Origin of the sequence: Streptomyces sp. NPDC019890 (genome assembly GCF_044903445.1) — a bacterium.
In the GTDB taxonomy this organism is placed as follows: domain Bacteria; phylum Actinomycetota; class Actinomycetes; order Streptomycetales; family Streptomycetaceae; genus Streptomyces.
This window is the reverse complement of sequence record NZ_JBJDQK010000011.1, coordinates 91,181-110,216: the sequence shown is the minus strand read 5'-3', so window position 1 is coordinate 110,216 and position 19,036 is coordinate 91,181. Positions and strand designations below refer to the sequence as shown.

The following is a 19,036-nucleotide window of genomic DNA, read 5'->3' as shown; positions in this document are numbered from 1 at the left end:
GACTCCCCCACTGACATGTTGGTCACGCATGCAGTTCACGTCGCAAGCGGTCAACTTAGGGGCTTGACACAGGCCATGACAAGGGTTCAGGAACGGCGCAGGGGCGCAGGGCGGCTGCCGCCGCGGGCGAGGAAGTCGGCCAGCGGTAGCGTGGCGGCGCCGACGGTGACCGCGTCCGGCCCGAGCCGTCCCAGCTCGATGGCGGTGCGGTCGGCGGCGTACCGCAGTGCGTACTCCCCCGCGTAGCGGCGCACTACGGAGAGCAGATGGGGCCCGATGAGCAGTCCGGCCCAGCCGCCGATGAGGATGCGTTCGGGACGGAACAGGTTGATCAGATCGGCGACTGCCGCGCCCAGATACTCCGCGGTGTCGTCGAGGAGGGAGAGCGCCACCGGGTCGGGTTCGGGGCCGTCCGGACCCGGGAAGGCCGCGGCCAGCAGGGCGGCCAGCGCGGTTTCGTCGTCCGCATCGGCAGGGAGCGGCCCTCCTGCCTCCCGCCAGCGCTCGCGCAGGGCCTCCGCGCCCGCGTACGCCTCCAGGCAGCCGAGGGAGCCGCAGCGGCAGCGCCGCCCCCGGATCCGTACCGTCGTATGTCCCCACTCCAGGGCGCTGCTGCGGGCGTTCTCGTCGGGGGTGGCGGCGTGTACGACGCAGGCGCCGACACCCGAGCCGATCAGGGCGACGGCGGCCTCGCGGGCGCCGCGGCCGCCACCGAACCACATCTCGGCCTGGCCCAGGGTCTTCGCACCGTTGTCGATGAACAGTGGTACGTCCCGAGGCAGTTCGACGGATTCGCGGAGCAGCTTCTCGAAGGGGACGGCGCTCCAGCCGATCGTCTGGCCGTGCACGATCGCGCCGACGGTGCCGTCGTCGGAGCCCCGCTCGATGATGCCGGGGACTCCGATCCCGACGCCGAGCAGTCGCGCCGGGTCGGCGTCCGCCTCCCGCAGGACGTCGGCGACGCCGGTGCGGACATGGGAGACGACGCGCTCCACGTCGTAGCCGTGCTGGGCCAGCAGCCGTTCGGTGCGGGCGAGTTCGGTGAGCGACAGATCAAAGAGCTCGACGCGTACGCGCGTCTCGCCGATGTCGATGCCGATCAGCAGGCCGCTGCCGGGCGCGACGCGCAGCAGGGTGCGCGGCCGGCCGCCGTCCGAGTCGACCACCCCGGCTTCCTCGAGCACCCCTTCGGCCACCAGTTCGGAGACGACATTGCTGATGGACCCTGAACTCAGCCCGGTGGCCGGGCCGAGCTCCTGACGGCTCAACGGGCCTTCGAAATACAACCGTTGCAGCACCCGAGCACGGTTGCCTCGTCGCAGGTCACGCACTGTCCGTCTGTTGCGCTCCGCCATGGTGCTCCTTCCCTCGACGCAACATACCCCGGTCGGGGACCTTGACGCGACCTTCTCTCACCTCTTAAATCACGATCTAAATTAAGTCATGGAGGCCGTTCGGGAACCGAACGCAGCCATCCCCGGAAAGGGGCCACCTCTCATGCGCACAGTCAGAGCCGCAGCAGCCGTCGCCGTCGTCACCGCGCTCGCCGCCACCACCGGATGTGGAGGAGGCACCGCCACCGACGGAGGTGGCAGCAATGAATCGCCCAGGACGCTCACCTACTGGGCCTCCAACCAGGGCCCCAGCATCGAGGCCGACAAGAAGATCCTCACCCCCGAGCTGAAGAAGTTCGAGGAGCAGACGGGCATCAAGGTCAAACTCGAGGTGATCCCCTGGTCCGATCTGCTCAACCGGATCCTGGCCGCCACCACCTCCGGACAGGGCCCCGACGTCCTCAACATAGGCAACACCTGGTCCGCCTCCCTCCAGGCGAGTGGAGCGCTGCTGCCCTGGGACCAGAAGAACTTCGATGCCATCGGCGGCCGGGACCGCTTCGTCTCCTCCGCGGTCGCATCGGCCGGGGCCGAGGGCAAGGACCCCGCGGCCGTCCCGCTGTACTCGCTCGCGTACGCGCTCTACTACAACAAGAAGATGTTCGCCGAGGCGGGCATCTCACAGCCGCCCGCCACCTGGGACCAGCTCGTCACGGACGGCAAGAAGCTCTCCGGGAACGGGAAGTGGGCGCTGGGGGCCGAGGGCGGCAACCTGGCGAACAACATCCATCAGGTCTTCGTACTCGGAAAGCAGCACGGCGCCGACTTCTTCGACTCCTCCGGCAAGCCCACCTTCACCTCCGACGGCACGGTCGCCGCGGTGAAGCAGTACGTCGACTTCATGGCCAAGGACAAGATCGTCGCGCCTGGCAACGCCGAGTACGCCCAGAACCAGTCGCTCCAGGACTTCGCGCGCGGCAGGACGGCCATGGTGCTGTGGCAGGCCGCCGCATCGACCTTCGCCGCCCAGGGCATGAAGCCCGCGGACTGGGGCGTCGCTCCGGTACCGGTCCCGGCGGGCGCTCCCGGCACCGGCAAGAACACCAACTCCATGGTTGCCGGCATCAATATGGCCGTCTTCAAGAACACCAAGAACATCGACGGCGCCAAGAAGTTCGTGAAGTTCATGACGAGCGACGCCGAGCAGAAACTCCTCAACAAGACATACGGATCGATCCCACCGGTCAAGGCCGCGCAGCAGGATCCGGCGTTCGCCGCCCCCGAGTTGAAGGTGCTGCGCGACACGCTCGCCACCAGCGCCGCGCCGCTGCCCCAGGTGCCCACCGAGTCGCAGTTCGAGACGGCCGTCGGCACCGCCGTCAAGGAGCTGTGGGCCGAAGCCGCCGCCGGACGGCCGGTGACGACCGAGTCCGTCAAGGCGCGTCTGGCCAAGGCCCAGCAGCAGATGCAGCAGTGAGGCGCGCCCGATGACAGCCACCATGGCCGAAGGCCGCACGGACCGGGCGGACGGCGGCGAGAACGTGGGCAAGGGGGTTGTCCGCGGCAGACTGCCGCGGATCCCGGCCCGGATCCGCCGCGGCGGCCTGCCCTATCTCCTGCTGCTGCCCGCCGTCGTGCTCGAACTGCTCGTCCATCTGATCCCGATGGTCATGGGCGTCGTGATGAGCTTCCGCCGACTCACCCAGTTCTACATCCGCAACTGGAGCGAGGCCCCGTGGGCGGCGCTCGACAACTACCAGGTCGCCGTCGACTTCGACGCCCCGATCGGCCAGGCGCTGCTCCATTCGTTCCTCGTCACCTGCGCCTTCACCGCCCTGGCCGTCGGTCTGTCCTGGCTGTTCGGCGTCGCCGCGGCGATCACGATGCAGGACAGCTTCCGCGGCCGGGGCTTCCTGCGGGCCGTCTTCCTCACTCCGTACGCGCTGCCCGTGTACGCGGCCGTCATCACCTGGGCATTCATGTTCCAGCGCGACAACGGCATGATCAACCACGTACTGCACGACCAGCTCGGCCTCACCGACCAGCCCTCCTTCTGGCTGATCGGCGACAACAGCTTCATCGCGCTGGTCGTCGTGGCGGTGTGGAAGTCCTGGCCGTTCGCCTTCCTGATCGTGACGGCGGGGCTCCAGAACATCCCGCGTGAGCTGTACGAAGCCGCGGCGATCGACGGCGCGGGCATCTGGCAGCAGATCCGCAAGATCACCCTGCCGTCGCTGCGCCCGGTCAACCAGGTGCTGGTGCTCGTGCTGTTCCTGTGGACGTTCAACGACTTCAACACGCCGTATGTGCTGTTCGGCAGGGCCGCGCCGGAGGCCGCCGACCTGATCTCGATCCATATCTACCAGTCGTCGTTCGTCACCTGGAACTTCGGCTCGGGCTCCGCGATGTCCGTACTGCTGCTGCTCTTCCTGCTGTCCGTCACCGCCGTCTATCTGCTGCTCACCTCGCGGGGAAGGAGGAGCGCCGATGCCTAGGCAGGCCCTCTCGCCGAGCGCGCCGCCGCGGTCCTTCGTCTGGACACGCCGCATCGTCCTGACGTTTCTGACGGCGTTCGCGCTGCTGCCCGTCTATGTGATGCTCAGCAGCTCGCTCAAGCCGCTGCAGGACGTCTCGGGGAAGTTCCGGTGGTTTCCGTCCGGGCTGACGGTCCGGCCGTACATCGACATCTGGCACACCGTGCCGCTCGCCCGCTACTTCCTCAACTCGCTGATCGTGGCGGGGGCGGCGACCGTGCTGTCGGTGGTGATCGCGGTGTTCGCCGCGTACGCGGTGAGCCGCTACCGGTTCCGCGGGAAGCGGGTCTTCACGATCACCGTGCTCTCCACGCAGATGTTCCCCGGGATCCTCTTCCTGCTCCCGCTGTTCCTGATCTTCGTCAATATCGGCAACAGCACCGGCATCGCCCTGTACGGGTCGCGCGGCGGACTGATCCTCACCTATCTGACGTTCTCGCTCCCGTTCTCCATCTGGATGCTGATCGGCTATTTCGACTCCATCCCCCGGGATCTCGACGAGGCGGCGATGGTCGACGGCTGCGGGGCGCTCGGCGCGCTCGTACGGGTCGTGGTACCGGCGGCCGTGCCGGGCATCGTCGCCGTGGCCGTCTACGCGTTCATGACCGCCTGGGGAGAAGTGCTGTTCGCCTCCGTCATGACGAACGACACCACCCGCACACTCTCCGTCGGGCTCCAGGGCTACGCCACCCAGAACGACACCTACTGGAACCAGGTCATGGCCGCCTCGCTCGTCGTCAGCGTGCCCGTCGTCGCCGGGTTCCTGCTTCTCCAGCGCTATCTCGTCGCCGGCCTCACCGCGGGCGCCGTCAAGTGAACCGCCCCATCGCCCCCGCACCCCTGCAGAAAGGCAGTCCGTGAACGACCTCAACGCCCTCCCGGCCGACTTCACTTGGGGCGTCGCCACCGCCGCGTACCAGATCGAGGGAGCCGTGGCCGAGGACGGCCGCAGCCCGTCGATCTGGGACACCTACTCCCACACTCCCGGCGCCGTCGCGGGCGGCGACACCGGCGATGTGGCGTGCGACCACTACCACCGCTGGCCCGAGGACATCTCGCTGATGAAGCAACTCGGCGTCGGGGCCTACCGGTTCTCGATCGCCTGGCCGCGCGTCGTGCCCGGCGGCGACGGGCCGGTGAACAGGGCGGGACTCGACTTCTACGACCGGCTGGTGGACGGCCTGCTGGATGCGGGCATCGCACCGTTTGCGACGCTCTACCACTGGGACCTGCCGCAGATCCTGCAGGACCGGGGCGGCTGGCCCTCGCGGGACACGGCCGAGCACTTCGCCTCGTACGCCGCCGCCGTCACCGAGCGCCTCGGCGACCGGGTCAAGGACTGGGCGACCCTCAACGAGCCGCTGTGCTCGGCGTGGATCGGCCATCTCGAGGGCCGGATGGCTCCGGGGCTCACCGATCTGCGGGCCGCGGTGCACGCCTCGTACCATCTGCACCTGGGTCACGGTCTGGCTGTGCAGGCGATCCGCGCGTCCTCGTCCGACGCCCGCGTCGGCATTGTCAACAACCTCAGCCCGATCGAGCCGGCGACCGAACGCGAGGAGGACCGCGCGGCCGCGGTCCGCGCCGACGGCCACACCAACCGCTGGTGGCTGGACCCCGTCCACGGCCGCGGCTATCCGCAGGACATGGTCGATCTGTACGGCGTCGAACTGCCCGAGCACGCGGGCGACTTGGAGACGATCGCGGCACCGCTGGACTGGCTGGGGCTGAACTACTACTTCCGCCAGATCGTCACCGCCGACCCGACCGGATCCGTGCCGTACGCCAAGCAGATCTGTCTGCCGGGCGCGCGCCACACCGCCATGGACTGGGAGGTCCACGCGGACGGCCTGGAGCAACTGCTGCTGCGGCTGACCGAGGAGTACGGCGCGCAGCGCATCCTGGTCACGGAGAACGGCTCGGCCTATCCGGACGTCGTACGGGCCGACGGGACGATCGACGACCCGGAACGGGTGCGGTACCTGGAGGAGCATCTGGCGGCATGCGGCCGCGCGGCGCGCCGGGGCGCACCGGTCGCCGGGTACTTCGCGTGGTCGCTGATGGACAACTTCGAGTGGGCTTACGGCTACGACAAGCGGTTCGGCCTGGTGCATGTCGACTATCCGACGCAGCGGCGCACGATCAAGGGGAGCGGACACCGGTACGCGGACATCATCCGCGCGGCGACGCGGACGGCACGCAGGGCGGCGTGATCGCGCGTTGACGTACTCGTAGCCCCCGGCTCAAGTCCTGATCTGGCGTCTCCGCTCAGGTCTTCAGGTCGTCGAGGAGCGCCTCGGCGGCCGCGCGTGCCGGTTCGGTGAATGGCATGGCCTTGCTGTTCCTGGCGTGGGCGCGCAGGGCGTTGGCGCAGAAGAGGAGCTGCGCCAACTTCCCCGATCGCGTTTGCAGGTCGGCACCGAACTCGGCCTGGACCCTGTCCGCGAGATCAGGAACGCCAAGGGAGAAGCCCCAGAGCGTGGCCGCGTCGAGGCCGCGCGGACCCGCTCCCCAGTCCTCCCAGTCCAGCAGCCAGCAGCGGGGGGCGGTTAGGTTCCCCCAGTGCAGATCGGCGTGAGCCGTGGTCCATTCGTCGATCGTGGTGTCCACGTCGGTGCCGAAGACCTCTGTGATGCGGCGCGTGAAGTGCGCCTGCCGCATGCCCACACGCACTGTCTTGTGGGCGGCGAGCGCGTCCAGGGACTCCTTGAGTGTCTGCCACCAGGAGTGCGGGAGCTCGGGGGTAGAGGTGATGCTGCCGGACATGGACACGATGGCGTCCGGCACGAGGGTCATCTCGTCGGCGCGCCACACGACCTCTCTGCGGGCGTCCCACCACCGAAGAGCCTCAAGGAGGTCGGGCTTCGAGACGCCCCGTACAGCGGCCGCCGCTTCAAGGCCGGCCCATGAAGGACTGTCGGCCCTGTCCGGCCGCCTCCATTCCACGCGCAGCCAGGTCTCACGGTCCGTGCGGAATCCGGCTGTGCCGCCGTTATTGCCGTAGACGCCAGCCGGTCGGTCGAGACGGACGTCGAGCCTGCGCTCAATGTGATCGAGAACGTCGTCGTGGAGGTGCGTACGCAGATCGACGAGCGATGCCCTCATGCCTCTCCTCACTCGACCGTCCTATCGACGCCACGGAAGCCGCGGTCCACTCTGGCACGCAGCAATCCCCGATATTGGGTGATCACGTCCTCGCTTTCTTCCAGGCAGGCTGCGGTGAGCACCTCCCGAAGGTGGTCAATACGGCTGGTGCCAACCGCGACGCGTCCGACCCGGGGGAGGAGGAAGGCAGTGCGGAACGCGGCCTGGAGGTTCGAGCATTCCTGGTCAGGAGCAAGGAACGTACGCGCGTTGACGTTCTCCCACACAGCGTCCTGGGTGCTGCCCCCGAAAGGGGCCATCCCCCATCGCCCCTCCACACCGAGGCCGAATCCTGCTGCCAGCGCCTCGCTTGCCATGAGCGTGGACTCGTCGACGAGTAGGCCGGTCCGCACCATGAGGACCGATGGTGCGGGCCCGCCGTTCACAGCCCCCAGAAGGGCGATCGGATTCCAAGAGGCGATACCCCATGCCCGGCACAGTCCGCTCTCCACCGCCTGTTCAAGGGCATCGCAGGCTTCGGCCAGGGCCGCGCTCGCAGCCTGCGGTGGAAGCCCGACGAGGCTGTGTTCGGGATTGTGGAGATACACCAGGTCCGGCGACCGACCGAGATCCTGGGCCGTCTCCTCCAGCGCCGTACGGAGTCTGCGTGGAGCGAGGGAGTGCTCTGCCCGATGTGTGCCGGAGAAGAAGCCAACCTTGGTCGAGATGTGGAACTGGGGCAGCAGGTCTCCAGCGACGTCCGCCAGCGTCCGGTGGGCGGTGAAGTCCTGGTAGTTGTAGCCGGTGTCGAGCGCTCGGACGCCGAGGATCAGCGCTCCTTCCAGGAGTTGGCGGTCGTAACGAGACCGGTAAAGCCCGAGGACAACTCCGGGGTCAGTTCGGCACACAGTTCCTCCTCGATCAGAATGTCGGCTAGCTGCTCCACATCCACGCCGGTCTCGTCCCCCGCCTGGGCCAGGCCTACCGGGGTGCCGCTCAACAGCAGGCGCAGCGCGGGTAGCGCCTTCGCCGCGAGCGTGAGCTGCTTGCCTGCAGCGATGACGTCGACCTTGTCCCCGTACTTCTCGATCAGCGGCGGAAACTCGGTGACGCACACGACGGCGGCCGGCTTCCCGAAGAGGCCCTGAGCCGATACGTGCCGCAGCGCGGGGCGCTCTCGCTCCCGTGCTGAGAGGAAGCTGGCAGGGGAGTGGGAGCCCATCAGCTCAGTGGCGGCTCGTGCGAGCTGATCCTGCTGGACGGCCCACTGTTCCGGCGCGCCCCAGCGGTCCAGGTCGTGCCGGAAGACCTCCTGCTCGCGGCACTGATCGGCCAGCCACGCCAGCCAGTTCACGCCGGTGCGTTTCACGAACCCGAACGTCATGTGCAGGCTGTGGCCGTTCCCACGATCATTGCGCGTGGCCTGGTGCCAATAGCCGCGTGGGATGTGCATGACGTTGCCGGCCTTCAACGTGCCCGCCCAGACGATCTCTTCGCTGGGCTCGTTGTTCGGCGCCGAGTCGCGGTACATCGGTGCGGGGCGCGAGGCTCCCCGTACCTCCCAGCTCTTCTCGCCCGCGACCTGGACGATCACCACGTCATGGTCGTCCCAGTGCAGGGAGAAGCCGGATGCCTCCTGGGTGGTCAGGTAGGCGTTGACCTGGACCAACTCCCGCGACCACCACTGCAACGCCCGGCAAGTAGCCTCCAGCGTCGGGTCGAAGAAATCCACCTCGTCCAGAACGAGGGTGCACCCGGCCCGCATCAGGTCCCGCAGACGGCGCATGTCCGCCATCCTGATGGCCTGGCCACGCCGGGTCACCGCATCGTGGAAGTACCGGTTGGGATGCAGCTCCGAGCCGTCCTGGAAGACTCGGAATTGTGGGGTGTTCAGGCCCCTGCGCATCACGAGGTCGAGCAACTTGTGCGGTGTGAGGAGTCGGCCCAGCAGGGCGCCGTCGTCGATGCCGCCGAGGACGAATCCGGTGCCGAGCGCACTCGGACCGGCCCAGCCGAGCGCCTTCTCTATCGCCTGTACGAATCGGTGGTCCATGGAATCCTCCGTGAGGACGTGAAGGTACAGGGGGATGGCCGGGACTCTGGACGAGGTGTACAGGGCCCCGGCGTATGCGGTGGCGATTACACCTCGGGGTGATTCAGCCCGTCGCGGTTGTCACCGTCGTCGCCCGCCGAGGTTCCGGTGGGGTCGGACTCGGCCGCCTGCGCGGCGAACCGGTCCTGGACAGTGACCAGGTTCTTTACCGCGATGAGGAGATCTCCGTTCGGTTCCATGACGCCTCCTTCTTCTTTCTCGTTCGTACGGGATGCCGTCCTGCCCCTGTCCGGTGTCGGGCACGGGGGCCGGACGAGGGGCAGGGCGGTCTGACACGGCCCGCCGGTCGATGCGCAGGCGGACCGAACCGCCTTCGGGGAAAGGCGGCGTTCTTTTGCGTCCATGCCGTTCAAGTGCGTTCGGACGGCGGGGCGCGGGCTAGAAGTCGCGGGCAGGTCGGGTGTAGTCGTCGGGGCAGCAGGGTGAGCTGCTTGCTGTCCCACGTGGTCCTGATGGACGACAAGGGCCAGGCCACCGGCAGCGACCAATGAGCCGAAGGCCCAGATCGCGGCGAGGATGGTGCCCATGGGGTCTCGGCCGTCGTACGAGGCGGTGGATAGCGCTCCATGCCGCCTCTGATGTGCGCACAGCCGCTGGGAGGTGTTCATGTTGTCTCCGGGAATGGCGCACGGAGAGGAGCGGCGGCGTCTTCGACGGCCACGCGCAGAGCTTGCACATCAGTGATCAGTTGGCCGTCGACCGGACAGATGCGCCAGTGCGGACCGGGCCCCTGCACCCGGTGAGGTGGCGGAACGACCACGTGCTGGGTCATGCCGAGTGGTCTCGTGTCAGGTAGGTCCCAGGCGGCTGCCGCGCCCGTCTGCACGAACCAGTACAGCGCGGGCTCGTGCGGGTCCTCGATAACGGCGCCGCTGCTGGTCCCCAGGATCTCCAGCGCCGTAAGCCGACACTGCGAGGCACACGGACGGCATCCCACCGGTAGCCCGCGGCTTGCAATTCGTAGCCCGCCGCGGTTTGCATGGTGGGGGGACGTGGGATCTCGTGGGGCATGACGCACCGACTCCTCGCCGAGCATTGAGGCTTGGATCTGGAAGGTGCCATCGTGGCGAGGCCACTGACCTCATTCGAGGACTTTGATGGGTCATCAAAAGGACTTCTAGAGGGCTTCGTCGGGCTCTGATGGGTGATTTCACGCCGCAATGAGGACGTGGCGTGGGACTCTCAGGCGAGAGTTCTTCCCCGGAGGTGGTTCATGTCCCGTCCCGCAGGCAACACTCGACTCAAGGCGGCTCGCGTCGCCGCCGGATACAACTCCCAGCAAGCCCTCGCGGACGCCTTCACCCGGACAGCTCCGCAGCTCGGCATCCGGGGACTGGCCGTCGGCGTCCGGCAAGTCCGGCGCTGGGAATCCGCCGCCCCGCCGTGGCCGCAGCCCGATGTGCGTCGCGTCCTAACCAACCTGCTGGGCCAAAGCATGGAGGAATTGGGTTTCACCCCACCCTGGGGCCCCGAAGGCTCTCAAGCAGAGACCACCCGGCGGGGCCCAAGTGTCGCTCCCCTGACCAGGCACCGCCTGGCCGCGGTCCCCGCCCAGTCCGTAGCCGTGATCCAACCGACCAGCGTCGCCCGGGACTTCGAGGCGGTGACCCGATCCCATCGCCACTTGTACTGGTCCGTGGCTCCGGCCACCCTCCACCCAGCGGTGCTGGAGCACGCCCGCCTGGGCTGCGCACTCCTGCCCGAGACCGCCAGCCCAGGTCGCCGCACCCTCGCAGCAGCACTCGCAGAGTCCTATCTGCTCGCCGGGCGCATCGAGTTCTTCGATCTGCGTCAGCCCGACCAGGCCGGGGACACCCTCCTGCGCGCCCTGCAGGCCGCAGGCGAAGCGGATGACTCGCTACTCGGCTCGGCGATCCTGGCGCACGCCGCTTTCATCCCCGGCTGGGCCGGAGAACACGAGGCGGCGGTCGAGCGCATGGTGGCCGCCCGGACCTACGCGCGCCGCGGCCCCGCATCCGCCGAGTTCTGGGCCTGGCTGGACGCCGTCGAGGCGGAATGCGAAACCCGTTGTGGCAACACCCGTACTGCCCTCCACCTGATAGGCCACGCCGAAGACACCCTCGCCACCGGCTCGGAACACGCCACGCCCGCTTGGATGGATTGGTTCAGCCCCGCCCGGTTGGCCGCCTTCAAAGGCAATACGCAGCTGAAGGCCGGCCACCTCCCGCAGGCGCGCGAGACCCTCGTCCAGGTCCTCGAAGCACTGCCACCCGAGTCCGACAAGCAGCGCACCGTAGTCCTCGGCGACCTGGCCGCTGTGGAGGCTGCAGGCAGCCGCCCAGAGGAGGCATGCGGCTACGCCTTCCAGGCGCTCGACCAGCTCGCCATCACTTGGTACGCGACCGGCATGGACCGCGTACGCGAGGTCCGACGCACGCTCACCCCATGGCAGAACGAGCAGTGCGTCCGCGACCTCGACGACCGGCTGTACGACTGGGGGACGACCGTCAGCGCTCTCCAGCGTTGAACTTGGCGACCTTCTCCGGCAGCTCTGCGAGCGAGTCGATCCGCATCGTTGTGATCGCGTCGGCGTCGGGCTCACGCTGCTGAATGGTTCCCCACGGCCCGCGCCGGATCAGGGCCGTGAGAAGGCCCGCCTGGACGGCTGGGCGGATGTCGTTGTCGAGCCGGTCCCCGACGTACAAGATCTCGCCCGGCTCGGCAGGCGTCGCCTCGATGACGTGCTCGAAGAATTTCCGATCCGGCTTCGACGCCCCCCAATCGTCACTGGTGGCGATCATGTCCGCAGGCAGGTCCAGCCCCCGCAGCAGCCCGCCGGCCCGCACAGTCTGATTCCCCGCGATGCCCACCCACAGCCCAGCCTCCCGCAGCCCCGCCAGCGTCGGCCGCACGTCGGAGTACAGGTCCTCCTCACCGAACCACTCCGGCTTGCCTGCCGCGGCGCGCTTCTCACGCTCCTCGGTCAGGTCGAAGCCGGGCTCGAACTCCTGGAAAGTCTCGCGGTAGTCCCGCCCTTGAGCGATGACCGCCCCGAACATGGCTGCGAAGGTGTGTCGAGGCACACCAAGCCAGTCCGCCCACGTCCCGTACTCACGGGTCTCGTCCACCAGGCACTCACCGACGTCGAACACCACAGCGCGAATCATGCTCGGCAGCGTAGCCCCGGTACGAGATCTTGTGGACAGGACACTCGACCCGCACCATGCTGCGGGTCGGGCGGGCACCGATGCGGTCTCCGAGGAGGCGGGCGTCGGCGAGCCGGGCGCGATGCCGGTGCAGCCGCCTAGTGCCCGCCGCCGCCGGGCTCGAACCCGGCCAGCATCTGCTCCAGCGCCGCCTGGTCCGGCCCCACGAACGCCGCCGCCCCGGCCGCCGAACCCAGCGTGTCGATCATCGGCCGGGCGATACCCGGGGCGGGCGGCAGATGGGTGGAGAGGATGAGTTCGGGCTCCCTGTCCCGCAGCGGCTGGAAGCTGGCGAGGAACTTCTGGACATCCACGTTCTGCACCCACGGACTGTCGACCGTGGCCCACAGCAGTTGCGCGGCCCTCAGATCCTCCACGCCGACCGCACCGACGTCATCGGCCTGTGCAAGGTCGGCGCTGGGCATCGGCCCCCCGAAGCAGTCGGAGCTGAAGCACACCCCCGACCGGTCGTCGAAGAAGCCGACCGTGGCCGGGTTGTCGAACAGCGGCGGCCGGAACCCGGTGAGGGTACGGTCACCGACATCCAGGGTCTGCCCCGGGTTGAGCAGATACAGGCGATCGAGCGGCAGCGGCCGCTCACAGGACATGATCCCGACGGCCACGAACGTGGTCACGACACGCGCCTTGGGCGCCGCGGCCAGCAGCTCGAAGATCCCGCCCGTGTGATCCCGGTCCGGGTGCGTGAGCCAGATCCAACGCACATCGGCGGGATCCAGGACGGACCCGACCGCCTCCAGGAAGTTCCGGTCGGGCAGCCCGAGGCCGGTGTCGATGACGACGGGCTGGGAGGCGAGCAGCACGAAGGCGTTCACCGGGATGTGCCCGATCCCCGGGACCTCGAGGCTGTCACTCAGGACGCTGATGTCCGGGCGGACCTTGTGAACGGGCATGTCACATCTCCAGGCCCCCCTGGGTCGGGATCGCACTGGCTACCTATTCATCGTCGACCTTTCCCAACAGCGCCGCATCCCGCGTACAGATTCGGCGGCCCGATCATGCCGCCTCGGGTGGGCTCGGCCCGGCGGCAGACCGCGAGGCAGGGGCAGACCACCGCCTTGCGACATCACATGGCATCACATGGCGCCGAGTGGCACCGTTCGGCGCCATCCGGTGCCACTCGGTGCCATTCCATGCTCCATAAAGCACCTGAGCACGCATGGCGCCACAATGACTCAGGTCGCCCTCTCTCACGTTTCCACAGGTCAGAGCAGCCATCACAAGTCCGCAGGGCGCAAGGTGCCACCCGGACTTGCAGCGGGCGCCATAGTGGTGCCATCATGGCGTCATGGACCTCACCCCGTATGTCGACACCCTCCGCCGCGAACTCGCGGTGGCCGCCGAAGCCGGCGGGGAAGATGCGCGCGAGCTGGCCGAGCGGCTCACCGCTCCGCTGGAGTCGGCGACCCGTCTGACCATGCTCAATGTGCTCTCCGCCGCGATGGACGAGATCACCCGCGAGCTCGCCCCCGGCTCGGTCGACGTACGGCTGCGCGGGCTCGACCCCGACTTCGTGGTGACGCTGCCGCCCGCCGACCGCGGCCCCACGGAGCCGGCCGCCCCCGTCGAACCGCTGAAGGCGCAGGCGCCCGCTGACGGCGACGAGGGCGGCACCGCCCGCGTCAATCTGCGTCTGCCGGCCCACCTGAAGGCGCGCGCCGAGGAGGCCGCGAGCCGCGAGGGCCTGTCGGTCAACGCGTGGCTGGTCCGGGCCGTGTCGGCCGCGGTCGACGGCGGTGGCACGCCGCGTACGACGGAGAGGACCCGCACCATCGGACAGAGCTTCACGGGCTGGGTGCGCTAGCCGCGCCCGCGCCCCAAGAGAAGAGAAGCACAGCACCCACACCACGTCCCACCAGCGGGGACGACCCAAGGACTCATGAGGACGGTACAGCCATGCCTTCTTTCGACACTCCCGAACCGATTTCGGCCACCGCTCACGTGGACGCCGGTTCCATCCGGTTCACCGCGGGCGACCGCCTCGACACGGTCGTCGAGGTGCGGCCCCGCGACCCGAAGCGGGACCAGGACGTGCGGTCGGCCGACCAGACCGAGGTCACGTACGCGAGCGGCGTCCTGACTGTCAGGACGCCCAAGCAGCGCCATCTCTTCGGGCGCACCGGCACCGTCGACGTGACGGTCGAACTGCCCACGGGCTCCCGCGTCGACATGACCGGCGCCTGGGCCCAGGTGCTCGGCGAGGGCCGGCTCGGCGAGGTCCGCGTGAAGACCTCGTCCGGTGACGTCCGCCTCGACACGACCGGGCCGCTCCAGCTGACCGCCTCCCACGGCTCGATCACCGTCGACCGGATCGAGGGCATGGCCGAGATCAGCACCAGCTCCGGCAGCCTGCGCGTCGGCACCGTCGACGGCCCCGCCGTCCTGAAGAACTCGCACGGCACCACGACCGTCGGCGCCGCGACCGGCGACCTGCGGGTGAGCGGCGCCAACGGCGACATCGACATCGCGCGCGCCGAAGGCTCGGTCGCCGCCACCACCGCCCACGGCACCCTGCGCGTCGCCGAAGTCGCCCGCGGCACCGTCCAGTTGGAGACCTCCTACGGCGCCATCGAGGTCGGCATCCGCGAGGGCACCGCCGCCTGGCTCGACGTCAGCTCCGACCACGGGCAGGCACGCAACACGCTCACCGCCTCCGAGGCCCCGGAGAAGACCGAGGACACTGTCGAGGTCCGCGCCCGGACCCGCTACGGCAACATCGACGTGCGCCGCGCCCAGGCCTGAGCACCGGCCCCGCGAACTCGCCCACTCCCCCCGTCCCTTCAGCCTTCGAACGGAGGGCTCCGTGCCTTCTTCTGTCATGCCCACGTCCAGTCGGGGCGGCGGTCTGCAGTCGTCCGCCGCCGTCTCCACCCTCGGTCTGCGCAAGTCGTACGGCGACAAGACCGTGCTCAACGGCATCGATCTGCGCATCCCGGCCGGGTCCGTGTTCGCACTGCTCGGGCCGAACGGCGCCGGCAAGACCACCACCGTGCAGATCCTGTCCACGCTCATCACTGCCGACGGCGGGCAGGCCCAGGTCGCGGGCCACGACGTCGCCACGTCACCGGACGGGGTGCGCACCGCGATCGGCGTCACCGGGCAGTTCTCCGCCGTCGACGGCCTGATCACCGGCGAGGAGAACATGCTCCTCATGGCGGACCTGCACCACCTGTCCAAGCGCGAGGGCCGCCGCACCGCCGCCGAGCTGCTGGAGCGCTTCGACCTCACCGAGGCCGCGAAGAGGCCCGCCTCCACCTACTCCGGCGGCATGAAGCGCCGCCTCGACATCGCCATGACCCTGGTCGGCAACCCGCGGATCATTTTCCTCGACGAGCCCACCACCGGCCTCGACCCGCGCAGCCGCCACAACATGTGGCAGATCATCCGCGAGCTGGTCTCCGACGGCGTCACCGTCTTCCTCACCACTCAGTACCTGGAGGAGGCCGACCAGCTCGCCGACCGTATCGCCGTGCTCAACGACGGCAAGATCGCAGCCGAGGGCACTGCAGAAGAGCTGAAGCGACTGATCCCCGGCGGGCATGTCCGGCTCCGCTTCTCCGACCCGTCCGCCTATCAGAGCGCCGCTCTCGCGCTGCGCGAGGTCACCCGGGACGACGACTCCCTCACACTGCAGATCCCCAGCGACGGCACCCAGCGCGAGCTCCGCTCCATCCTTGACTGGCTGGACTCCGCCGGCATCGAGGCGGACGAGCTGACCGTGCACACCCCCGACCTCGACGACGTGTTCTTCGCCCTGACCGGCGGCACCGACCAGCGCAAGGAAACTCTCCGATGAGCTCCCTCTCCCTCGCCGTGCGTGACTCGTCCACGATGCTGCGCCGCAACCTGCTGCACGCGCGGCGCTACCCGTCCCTCACGCTGAACCTCCTGCTCACGCCGATCGTCCTGCTGCTGCTCTTCGTCTACGTCTTCGGCGACGTGATGAGCGCGGGCATTGGCGGCGGCGGCGCCGATCGCTCCGAGTACATCGCCTACGTCGTGCCGGGCATCGTGCTGATGACCGTCGGCGGCACCGTGGTCGGGACCGCGGTGTCCGTCTCCAATGACATGACCGAGGGCATCATCGCCCGCTTCCGGACGATGGCGATCCACCGCGGGTCCGTGCTCATCGGGCACGTCGTCGGCAGCGTGCTGCAGTCGGTCATGAGCGTGGTCCTCGTGGGCGCCGTCGCCGTGGCCATCGGCTTCCGGTCCACGGATGCCACGGCCCTGGAGTGGCTTGCGGCGTTCGGGCTGCTCGCGCTCGTCGCCCTGGCGCTCACCTGGATCGCCGTCGGGATGGGCATGGTCAGCCCGAACGCCGAGGCGGCCAGCAACAACGCGCTGCCGCTGATCGTCCTGCCGCTCATCTCGAGCGCCTTCGTCCCGGTCGACGCAATGCCGGGCTGGTTCCAGCCGATCGCCGAGTACCAGCCGTTCACCCCGGCCATCGAGACCCTGCGTGGGCTGCTGCTCGGCAGCGAGATCGGCAACAACGGGTGGATCGCGATCGCCTGGTGCCTGGCTCTCTCCGCGCTCGGCTACTACTGGTCGAAGGCGGTTTTCAACCGCGATCCGAAGTAGCCGAGACGACCGCGCGGGCCGCCTCCCGCAGCTCGTCCCGCCCGAGGACGGCGTACTCCGACACCGCGTCGGGGTACGCCGTCCGCGTCCTCGGCCGCCCGCCGGGCCCGGCTCCAGCGCGCCACTCAAACTTCGGTGACACACGATCAACCTTCGATGGCACAGCACACCCGGGCACGCACAGTGAAAACGCGTGCGCCGCGGGCCAACGGATTGCGGTTCTATCCGCCCTGGTGCACGTCGGAGCGAAACGTACGGCGGTGCGTCGCGGGACCCACCCCGCGGCGGGCGGCGAAGTGGTGGCGCAGGGTGTCCGCGCCGCCGAAGCCGGCGCGGGTGGCTACCGCGTCGACCGGCAGGTCGGTGGTCTCCAGCAGTTCCTCGGCAAGCTGCAGCCGTTGGTCGAGCAGCCACCGGTGGGCCGTGGTGCCCGTTACCGCTTTGAACCGCCTGGCGAATGTCCGCGGCGACATCGCCGCCCGCGCGGCCAGACTCTCCGCGGTCATCGGGTGGTCGAGGTGCGCCTGCATCCAGTCGATCAGGCCGGACAGTTCATAGTTGGTGCGGACCTCAGGGACGGGCATCTCGATGAACTGTGCCTGCCCGCCGGATCGATGAGCCGGCACGACCATGCGACGGGCCAGGGCGTTGGCTGTCGCGGCGCCGTGCTCGCGGCGCACCACATGGAGGCAGGCGTCGATTCCGGCAGCCGCTCCGGCGCTGGTCAGGATGGGACCGTCTTCGACGTACAGGACCTCACGGTCGACCCGCACCTTTGGATATCGCTCGGCGAGCAGATCGGTGAACTGCCAGTGGGTTGCGGCTCGTCGCCCGTCGAGCAGGCCCGTCTCGGCGAGCAGGAACGCGCCTGTGCATACGGAGAGCACCTGGGAGCCCCGGGCTACCGCGGTCCGCAGCGCCTCCAGGAGTGGCGGCGGAGCCGCTCGGTCCAGCTGCGGCCAGGCAGGAACGGTGATGAGGTCCGCGGCTGCCAACCGCTCAAGACCGTGGTCGACCTGTAGGGAGAATCCGGACGTGGTCCCGACCGCGCCCGGGGAGGGCGCGCACACGGCGAAGTCGTAGACCGGCAGGTCGTCGCCCGCGCGGTCCAGGCCGAAGACCTGACAGACCACGCCCAGCTCGAAGGCTGCGGCCTGCTCTGAGACCACGGCAGCCACGTTGCGGATCACGCCACCATCATGGCAGACATTCATGGCAGAAAGTTCCCGGACCATGGCAATCATGCCACTGTCCGCCGTGGTCAGAGCTCGTCAGGCTGTACTCATGGCATTCAGCGAACACACCGGCAGCGGGCCGGACAACCTTCTCACCGCGCCCTTTCCCCTTCCCGGGACAGGGCGCGCCGCAGTCGCCGTCGCCGCGCCGGGCCCGGGGCCACAGCAGTGGGCAGGCGCGCCGAGCGCAGCCTTCGACGTTGACGGGTCCGTCGTCCTGGCCTACCGGGTGCGGGCCGAGCAGGACTTCAATGTCGTCGCCCGCTCCGTCGACGGCGAGCGGTTCACCGCCGTGGGCGTCCTGACCGCGGACCGCTTGGGCGCCGCCATGGTCGAGCGCCCGGCCCTGGTGCGTACCGGCTCCGGCGCGTGGCGGCTCTACGTCAGCTGTGCCACACCCGGCTCCAAGCACTGGTGGATCGGCGTTGTCGAGGCCGGCGATCCGGAAGGATTGGCCGAGGCGGAGATACGCCCGGTATTCGAGGGCGACAAGCAGACGGCGGTCAAGGATCCGGTGATCCGGTACGACGGTCGGCGCTGGCACGCATGGATCTGCTGCCACCCCCTCGACGAGCCGGGCGAAGAGGACCGCATGACGACGGCGTACGCCACCAGCGACGACGGATTGCGGTGGCGGTGGCACGGCACAGCGCTGACCGGCCGCCCCGGTGAGTGGGATGCGCGTGGCGCACGGCTGACCAGCATCCTGGCCGACGGCCGCGCCAGCTATGACGGGCGAGCCACGGCGCAGGAGAACTGGTTCGAGCGGACCGGACTGGCGGCGCAGGACGGCGCCACCGAAGGACCGCTGATCGTGCCGCTCGAGAACTCCCCCGTCGTGGATGTCCGCTACCTCGACATCCTCACGCTGCCCGGCGGCGGCTACCGGATCTACTACGAGGCGCGACTGCCCGACGAAAGCCATGAGCTGCGGACCGAACTGATTCCGCCCACCGCCGCGGCCTGA

General features: G+C 69.0%; 18 protein-coding genes. 10 read left to right on the top strand and 8 right to left on the bottom strand.

Going from position 1 to position 19,036, the window contains the following annotated elements:
• Positions 1-86 precede the first annotated feature (86 nt).
• Positions 87-1,355 (bottom strand): ROK family protein, encoded by a 1,269-nt coding sequence (locus ACI2LP_RS27015; protein WP_404727111.1) that lies wholly within the window; start codon positions 1,353-1,355, stop codon positions 87-89.
• 142 nt (positions 1,356-1,497) lie between these two features.
• Between ACI2LP_RS27015 and ACI2LP_RS27010 the strand changes: the two genes are divergently transcribed.
• From ACI2LP_RS27010 to ACI2LP_RS26995, 4 genes are read left to right on the top strand one after another with little or no spacing between them, the layout of a single operon-like run.
• Positions 1,498-2,811 (top strand): ABC transporter substrate-binding protein, encoded by a 1,314-nt coding sequence (locus ACI2LP_RS27010; RefSeq protein WP_404727110.1) that lies wholly within the window; start codon positions 1,498-1,500, stop codon positions 2,809-2,811.
• Positions 2,812-2,821: 10 nt separating this feature from the next.
• Entirely contained in the window at positions 2,822-3,829 is a 1,008-nt protein-coding gene (locus ACI2LP_RS27005; RefSeq protein ID WP_404727109.1) for a carbohydrate ABC transporter permease, read from the top strand.
• Complete coding sequence (locus ACI2LP_RS27000; protein WP_404727108.1) at positions 3,822-4,685, top strand: carbohydrate ABC transporter permease; 864 nt, start codon at positions 3,822-3,824, stop codon at positions 4,683-4,685. Before ACI2LP_RS27005 ends, ACI2LP_RS27000 begins: the two co-directional genes overlap by 8 nt.
• Before the next feature lie 40 nt (positions 4,686-4,725).
• A complete protein-coding gene (locus tag ACI2LP_RS26995; protein ID WP_404727107.1) occupies positions 4,726-6,081 on the top strand; it encodes a GH1 family beta-glucosidase in 1,356 nt (451 codons plus the stop codon).
• Between the two features lie 55 nt (positions 6,082-6,136).
• Here ACI2LP_RS26995 and ACI2LP_RS26990 read toward each other — a convergent pair whose 3' ends face one another.
• From ACI2LP_RS26990 to ACI2LP_RS26975, 4 genes are all read right to left on the bottom strand, one after another.
• A complete protein-coding gene (locus tag ACI2LP_RS26990; RefSeq protein WP_404727106.1) occupies positions 6,137-6,973 on the bottom strand; it encodes an aminoglycoside phosphotransferase in 837 nt (278 codons plus the stop codon).
• 8 nt (positions 6,974-6,981) lie between these two features.
• Entirely contained in the window at positions 6,982-7,860 is an 879-nt protein-coding gene (locus ACI2LP_RS26985; protein WP_404727105.1) for an aldo/keto reductase, read from the bottom strand.
• Entirely contained in the window at positions 7,782-9,005 is a 1,224-nt protein-coding gene (locus ACI2LP_RS26980) for a JmjC domain-containing protein (protein WP_404727104.1), read from the bottom strand. Before ACI2LP_RS26980 ends, ACI2LP_RS26985 begins: the two co-directional genes overlap by 79 nt.
• An 86-nt stretch (positions 9,006-9,091) precedes the next feature.
• Positions 9,092-9,244: a hypothetical protein gene (locus ACI2LP_RS26975; protein ID WP_404727103.1), complete on the bottom strand. Its 153-nt coding sequence runs from the start codon at positions 9,242-9,244 to the stop codon at positions 9,092-9,094.
• Between the two features lie 1,034 nt (positions 9,245-10,278).
• On the opposite strand from ACI2LP_RS26975, the gene ACI2LP_RS26970 reads away from it, so the two are divergent.
• A complete protein-coding gene (locus ACI2LP_RS26970) occupies positions 10,279-11,553 on the top strand; it encodes a transcriptional regulator (RefSeq protein ID WP_404727102.1) in 1,275 nt (424 codons plus the stop codon).
• On the opposite strand, the gene ACI2LP_RS26965 is transcribed toward ACI2LP_RS26970, so the two are convergent.
• Together ACI2LP_RS26965 and ACI2LP_RS26960 are read right to left on the bottom strand one after the other, a co-directional pair.
• Complete coding sequence (locus tag ACI2LP_RS26965) at positions 11,534-12,193, bottom strand: HAD family hydrolase (RefSeq protein WP_404727101.1); 660 nt, start codon at positions 12,191-12,193, stop codon at positions 11,534-11,536. The two genes, ACI2LP_RS26970 and ACI2LP_RS26965, sit on opposite strands and share 20 nt — an antisense overlap.
• A 137-nt stretch (positions 12,194-12,330) precedes the next feature.
• Complete coding sequence (locus tag ACI2LP_RS26960) at positions 12,331-13,143, bottom strand: MBL fold metallo-hydrolase (RefSeq protein WP_404727100.1); 813 nt, start codon at positions 13,141-13,143, stop codon at positions 12,331-12,333.
• A gap of 395 nt (positions 13,144-13,538) precedes the next feature.
• On the opposite strand from ACI2LP_RS26960, the gene ACI2LP_RS26955 reads away from it, so the two are divergent.
• The 4 genes from ACI2LP_RS26955 (at position 13,539) to ACI2LP_RS26940 (ending at position 16,834) form a co-directional block, all read left to right on the top strand.
• Positions 13,539-14,054, top strand: a complete 516-nt coding sequence (locus ACI2LP_RS26955) for a toxin-antitoxin system HicB family antitoxin (RefSeq protein ID WP_404727099.1) — start codon at positions 13,539-13,541, stop codon at positions 14,052-14,054.
• Positions 14,055-14,146: 92 nt separating this feature from the next.
• Positions 14,147-14,992, top strand: a complete 846-nt coding sequence (locus tag ACI2LP_RS26950; RefSeq protein WP_404727098.1) for a DUF4097 family beta strand repeat-containing protein — start codon at positions 14,147-14,149, stop codon at positions 14,990-14,992.
• Between the two features lie 76 nt (positions 14,993-15,068).
• The gene (locus tag ACI2LP_RS26945) at positions 15,069-16,046 is read left to right on the top strand and encodes an ATP-binding cassette domain-containing protein (RefSeq protein ID WP_404727097.1); all 978 of its coding nucleotides are present in this window, start codon (positions 15,069-15,071) and stop codon (positions 16,044-16,046) included.
• On the top strand, positions 16,043-16,834 hold the full coding sequence (locus ACI2LP_RS26940) for an ABC transporter permease (protein WP_404727096.1): 792 nt from the start codon (positions 16,043-16,045) through the stop codon (positions 16,832-16,834). Before ACI2LP_RS26945 ends, ACI2LP_RS26940 begins: the two co-directional genes overlap by 4 nt.
• 221 nt (positions 16,835-17,055) lie before the next feature.
• On the opposite strand, the gene ACI2LP_RS26935 is transcribed toward ACI2LP_RS26940, so the two are convergent.
• A complete protein-coding gene (locus ACI2LP_RS26935) occupies positions 17,056-18,024 on the bottom strand; it encodes a helix-turn-helix domain-containing protein (protein WP_404727095.1) in 969 nt (322 codons plus the stop codon).
• 94 nt (positions 18,025-18,118) lie between these two features.
• Here ACI2LP_RS26935 and ACI2LP_RS26930 point away from each other — a divergent pair, with 94 nt between their 5' ends.
• On the top strand, positions 18,119-19,036 hold the full coding sequence (locus tag ACI2LP_RS26930; protein WP_404727094.1) for a hypothetical protein: 918 nt from the start codon (positions 18,119-18,121) through the stop codon (positions 19,034-19,036).

What these genes read in the sequence shown, in the direction of transcription:
- ACI2LP_RS27015 (WP_404727111.1), bottom strand. Translation starts at nt 1,355, where the DNA reads ATGGCGGAGCGCAACAGACGGACAGTGCGTGACCTGCGACGAGGCAAC.
- ACI2LP_RS27010 (WP_404727110.1), top strand. Translation starts at nt 1,498, where the DNA reads ATGCGCACAGTCAGAGCCGCAGCAGCCGTCGCCGTCGTCACCGCGCTC.
- ACI2LP_RS27005 (WP_404727109.1), top strand. Translation starts at nt 2,822, where the DNA reads ATGACAGCCACCATGGCCGAAGGCCGCACGGACCGGGCGGACGGCGGC.
- ACI2LP_RS27000 (WP_404727108.1), top strand. Translation starts at nt 3,822, where the DNA reads ATGCCTAGGCAGGCCCTCTCGCCGAGCGCGCCGCCGCGGTCCTTCGTC.
- ACI2LP_RS26990 (WP_404727106.1), bottom strand. Translation starts at nt 6,973, where the DNA reads ATGAGGGCATCGCTCGTCGATCTGCGTACGCACCTCCACGACGACGTT.
- ACI2LP_RS26980 (WP_404727104.1), bottom strand. Translation starts at nt 9,005, where the DNA reads ATGGACCACCGATTCGTACAGGCGATAGAGAAGGCGCTCGGCTGGGCC.
- ACI2LP_RS26975 (WP_404727103.1), bottom strand. Translation starts at nt 9,244, where the DNA reads ATGGAACCGAACGGAGATCTCCTCATCGCGGTAAAGAACCTGGTCACT.
- ACI2LP_RS26970 (WP_404727102.1), top strand. Translation starts at nt 10,279, where the DNA reads ATGTCCCGTCCCGCAGGCAACACTCGACTCAAGGCGGCTCGCGTCGCC.
- ACI2LP_RS26965 (WP_404727101.1), bottom strand. Translation starts at nt 12,193, where the DNA reads ATGATTCGCGCTGTGGTGTTCGACGTCGGTGAGTGCCTGGTGGACGAG.
- ACI2LP_RS26960 (WP_404727100.1), bottom strand. Translation starts at nt 13,143, where the DNA reads ATGCCCGTTCACAAGGTCCGCCCGGACATCAGCGTCCTGAGTGACAGC.
- ACI2LP_RS26955 (WP_404727099.1), top strand. Translation starts at nt 13,539, where the DNA reads ATGGACCTCACCCCGTATGTCGACACCCTCCGCCGCGAACTCGCGGTG.
- ACI2LP_RS26950 (WP_404727098.1), top strand. Translation starts at nt 14,147, where the DNA reads ATGCCTTCTTTCGACACTCCCGAACCGATTTCGGCCACCGCTCACGTG.
- ACI2LP_RS26945 (WP_404727097.1), top strand. Translation starts at nt 15,069, where the DNA reads ATGCCCACGTCCAGTCGGGGCGGCGGTCTGCAGTCGTCCGCCGCCGTC.
- ACI2LP_RS26940 (WP_404727096.1), top strand. Translation starts at nt 16,043, where the DNA reads ATGAGCTCCCTCTCCCTCGCCGTGCGTGACTCGTCCACGATGCTGCGC.
- ACI2LP_RS26930 (WP_404727094.1), top strand. Translation starts at nt 18,119, where the DNA reads ATGGCATTCAGCGAACACACCGGCAGCGGGCCGGACAACCTTCTCACC.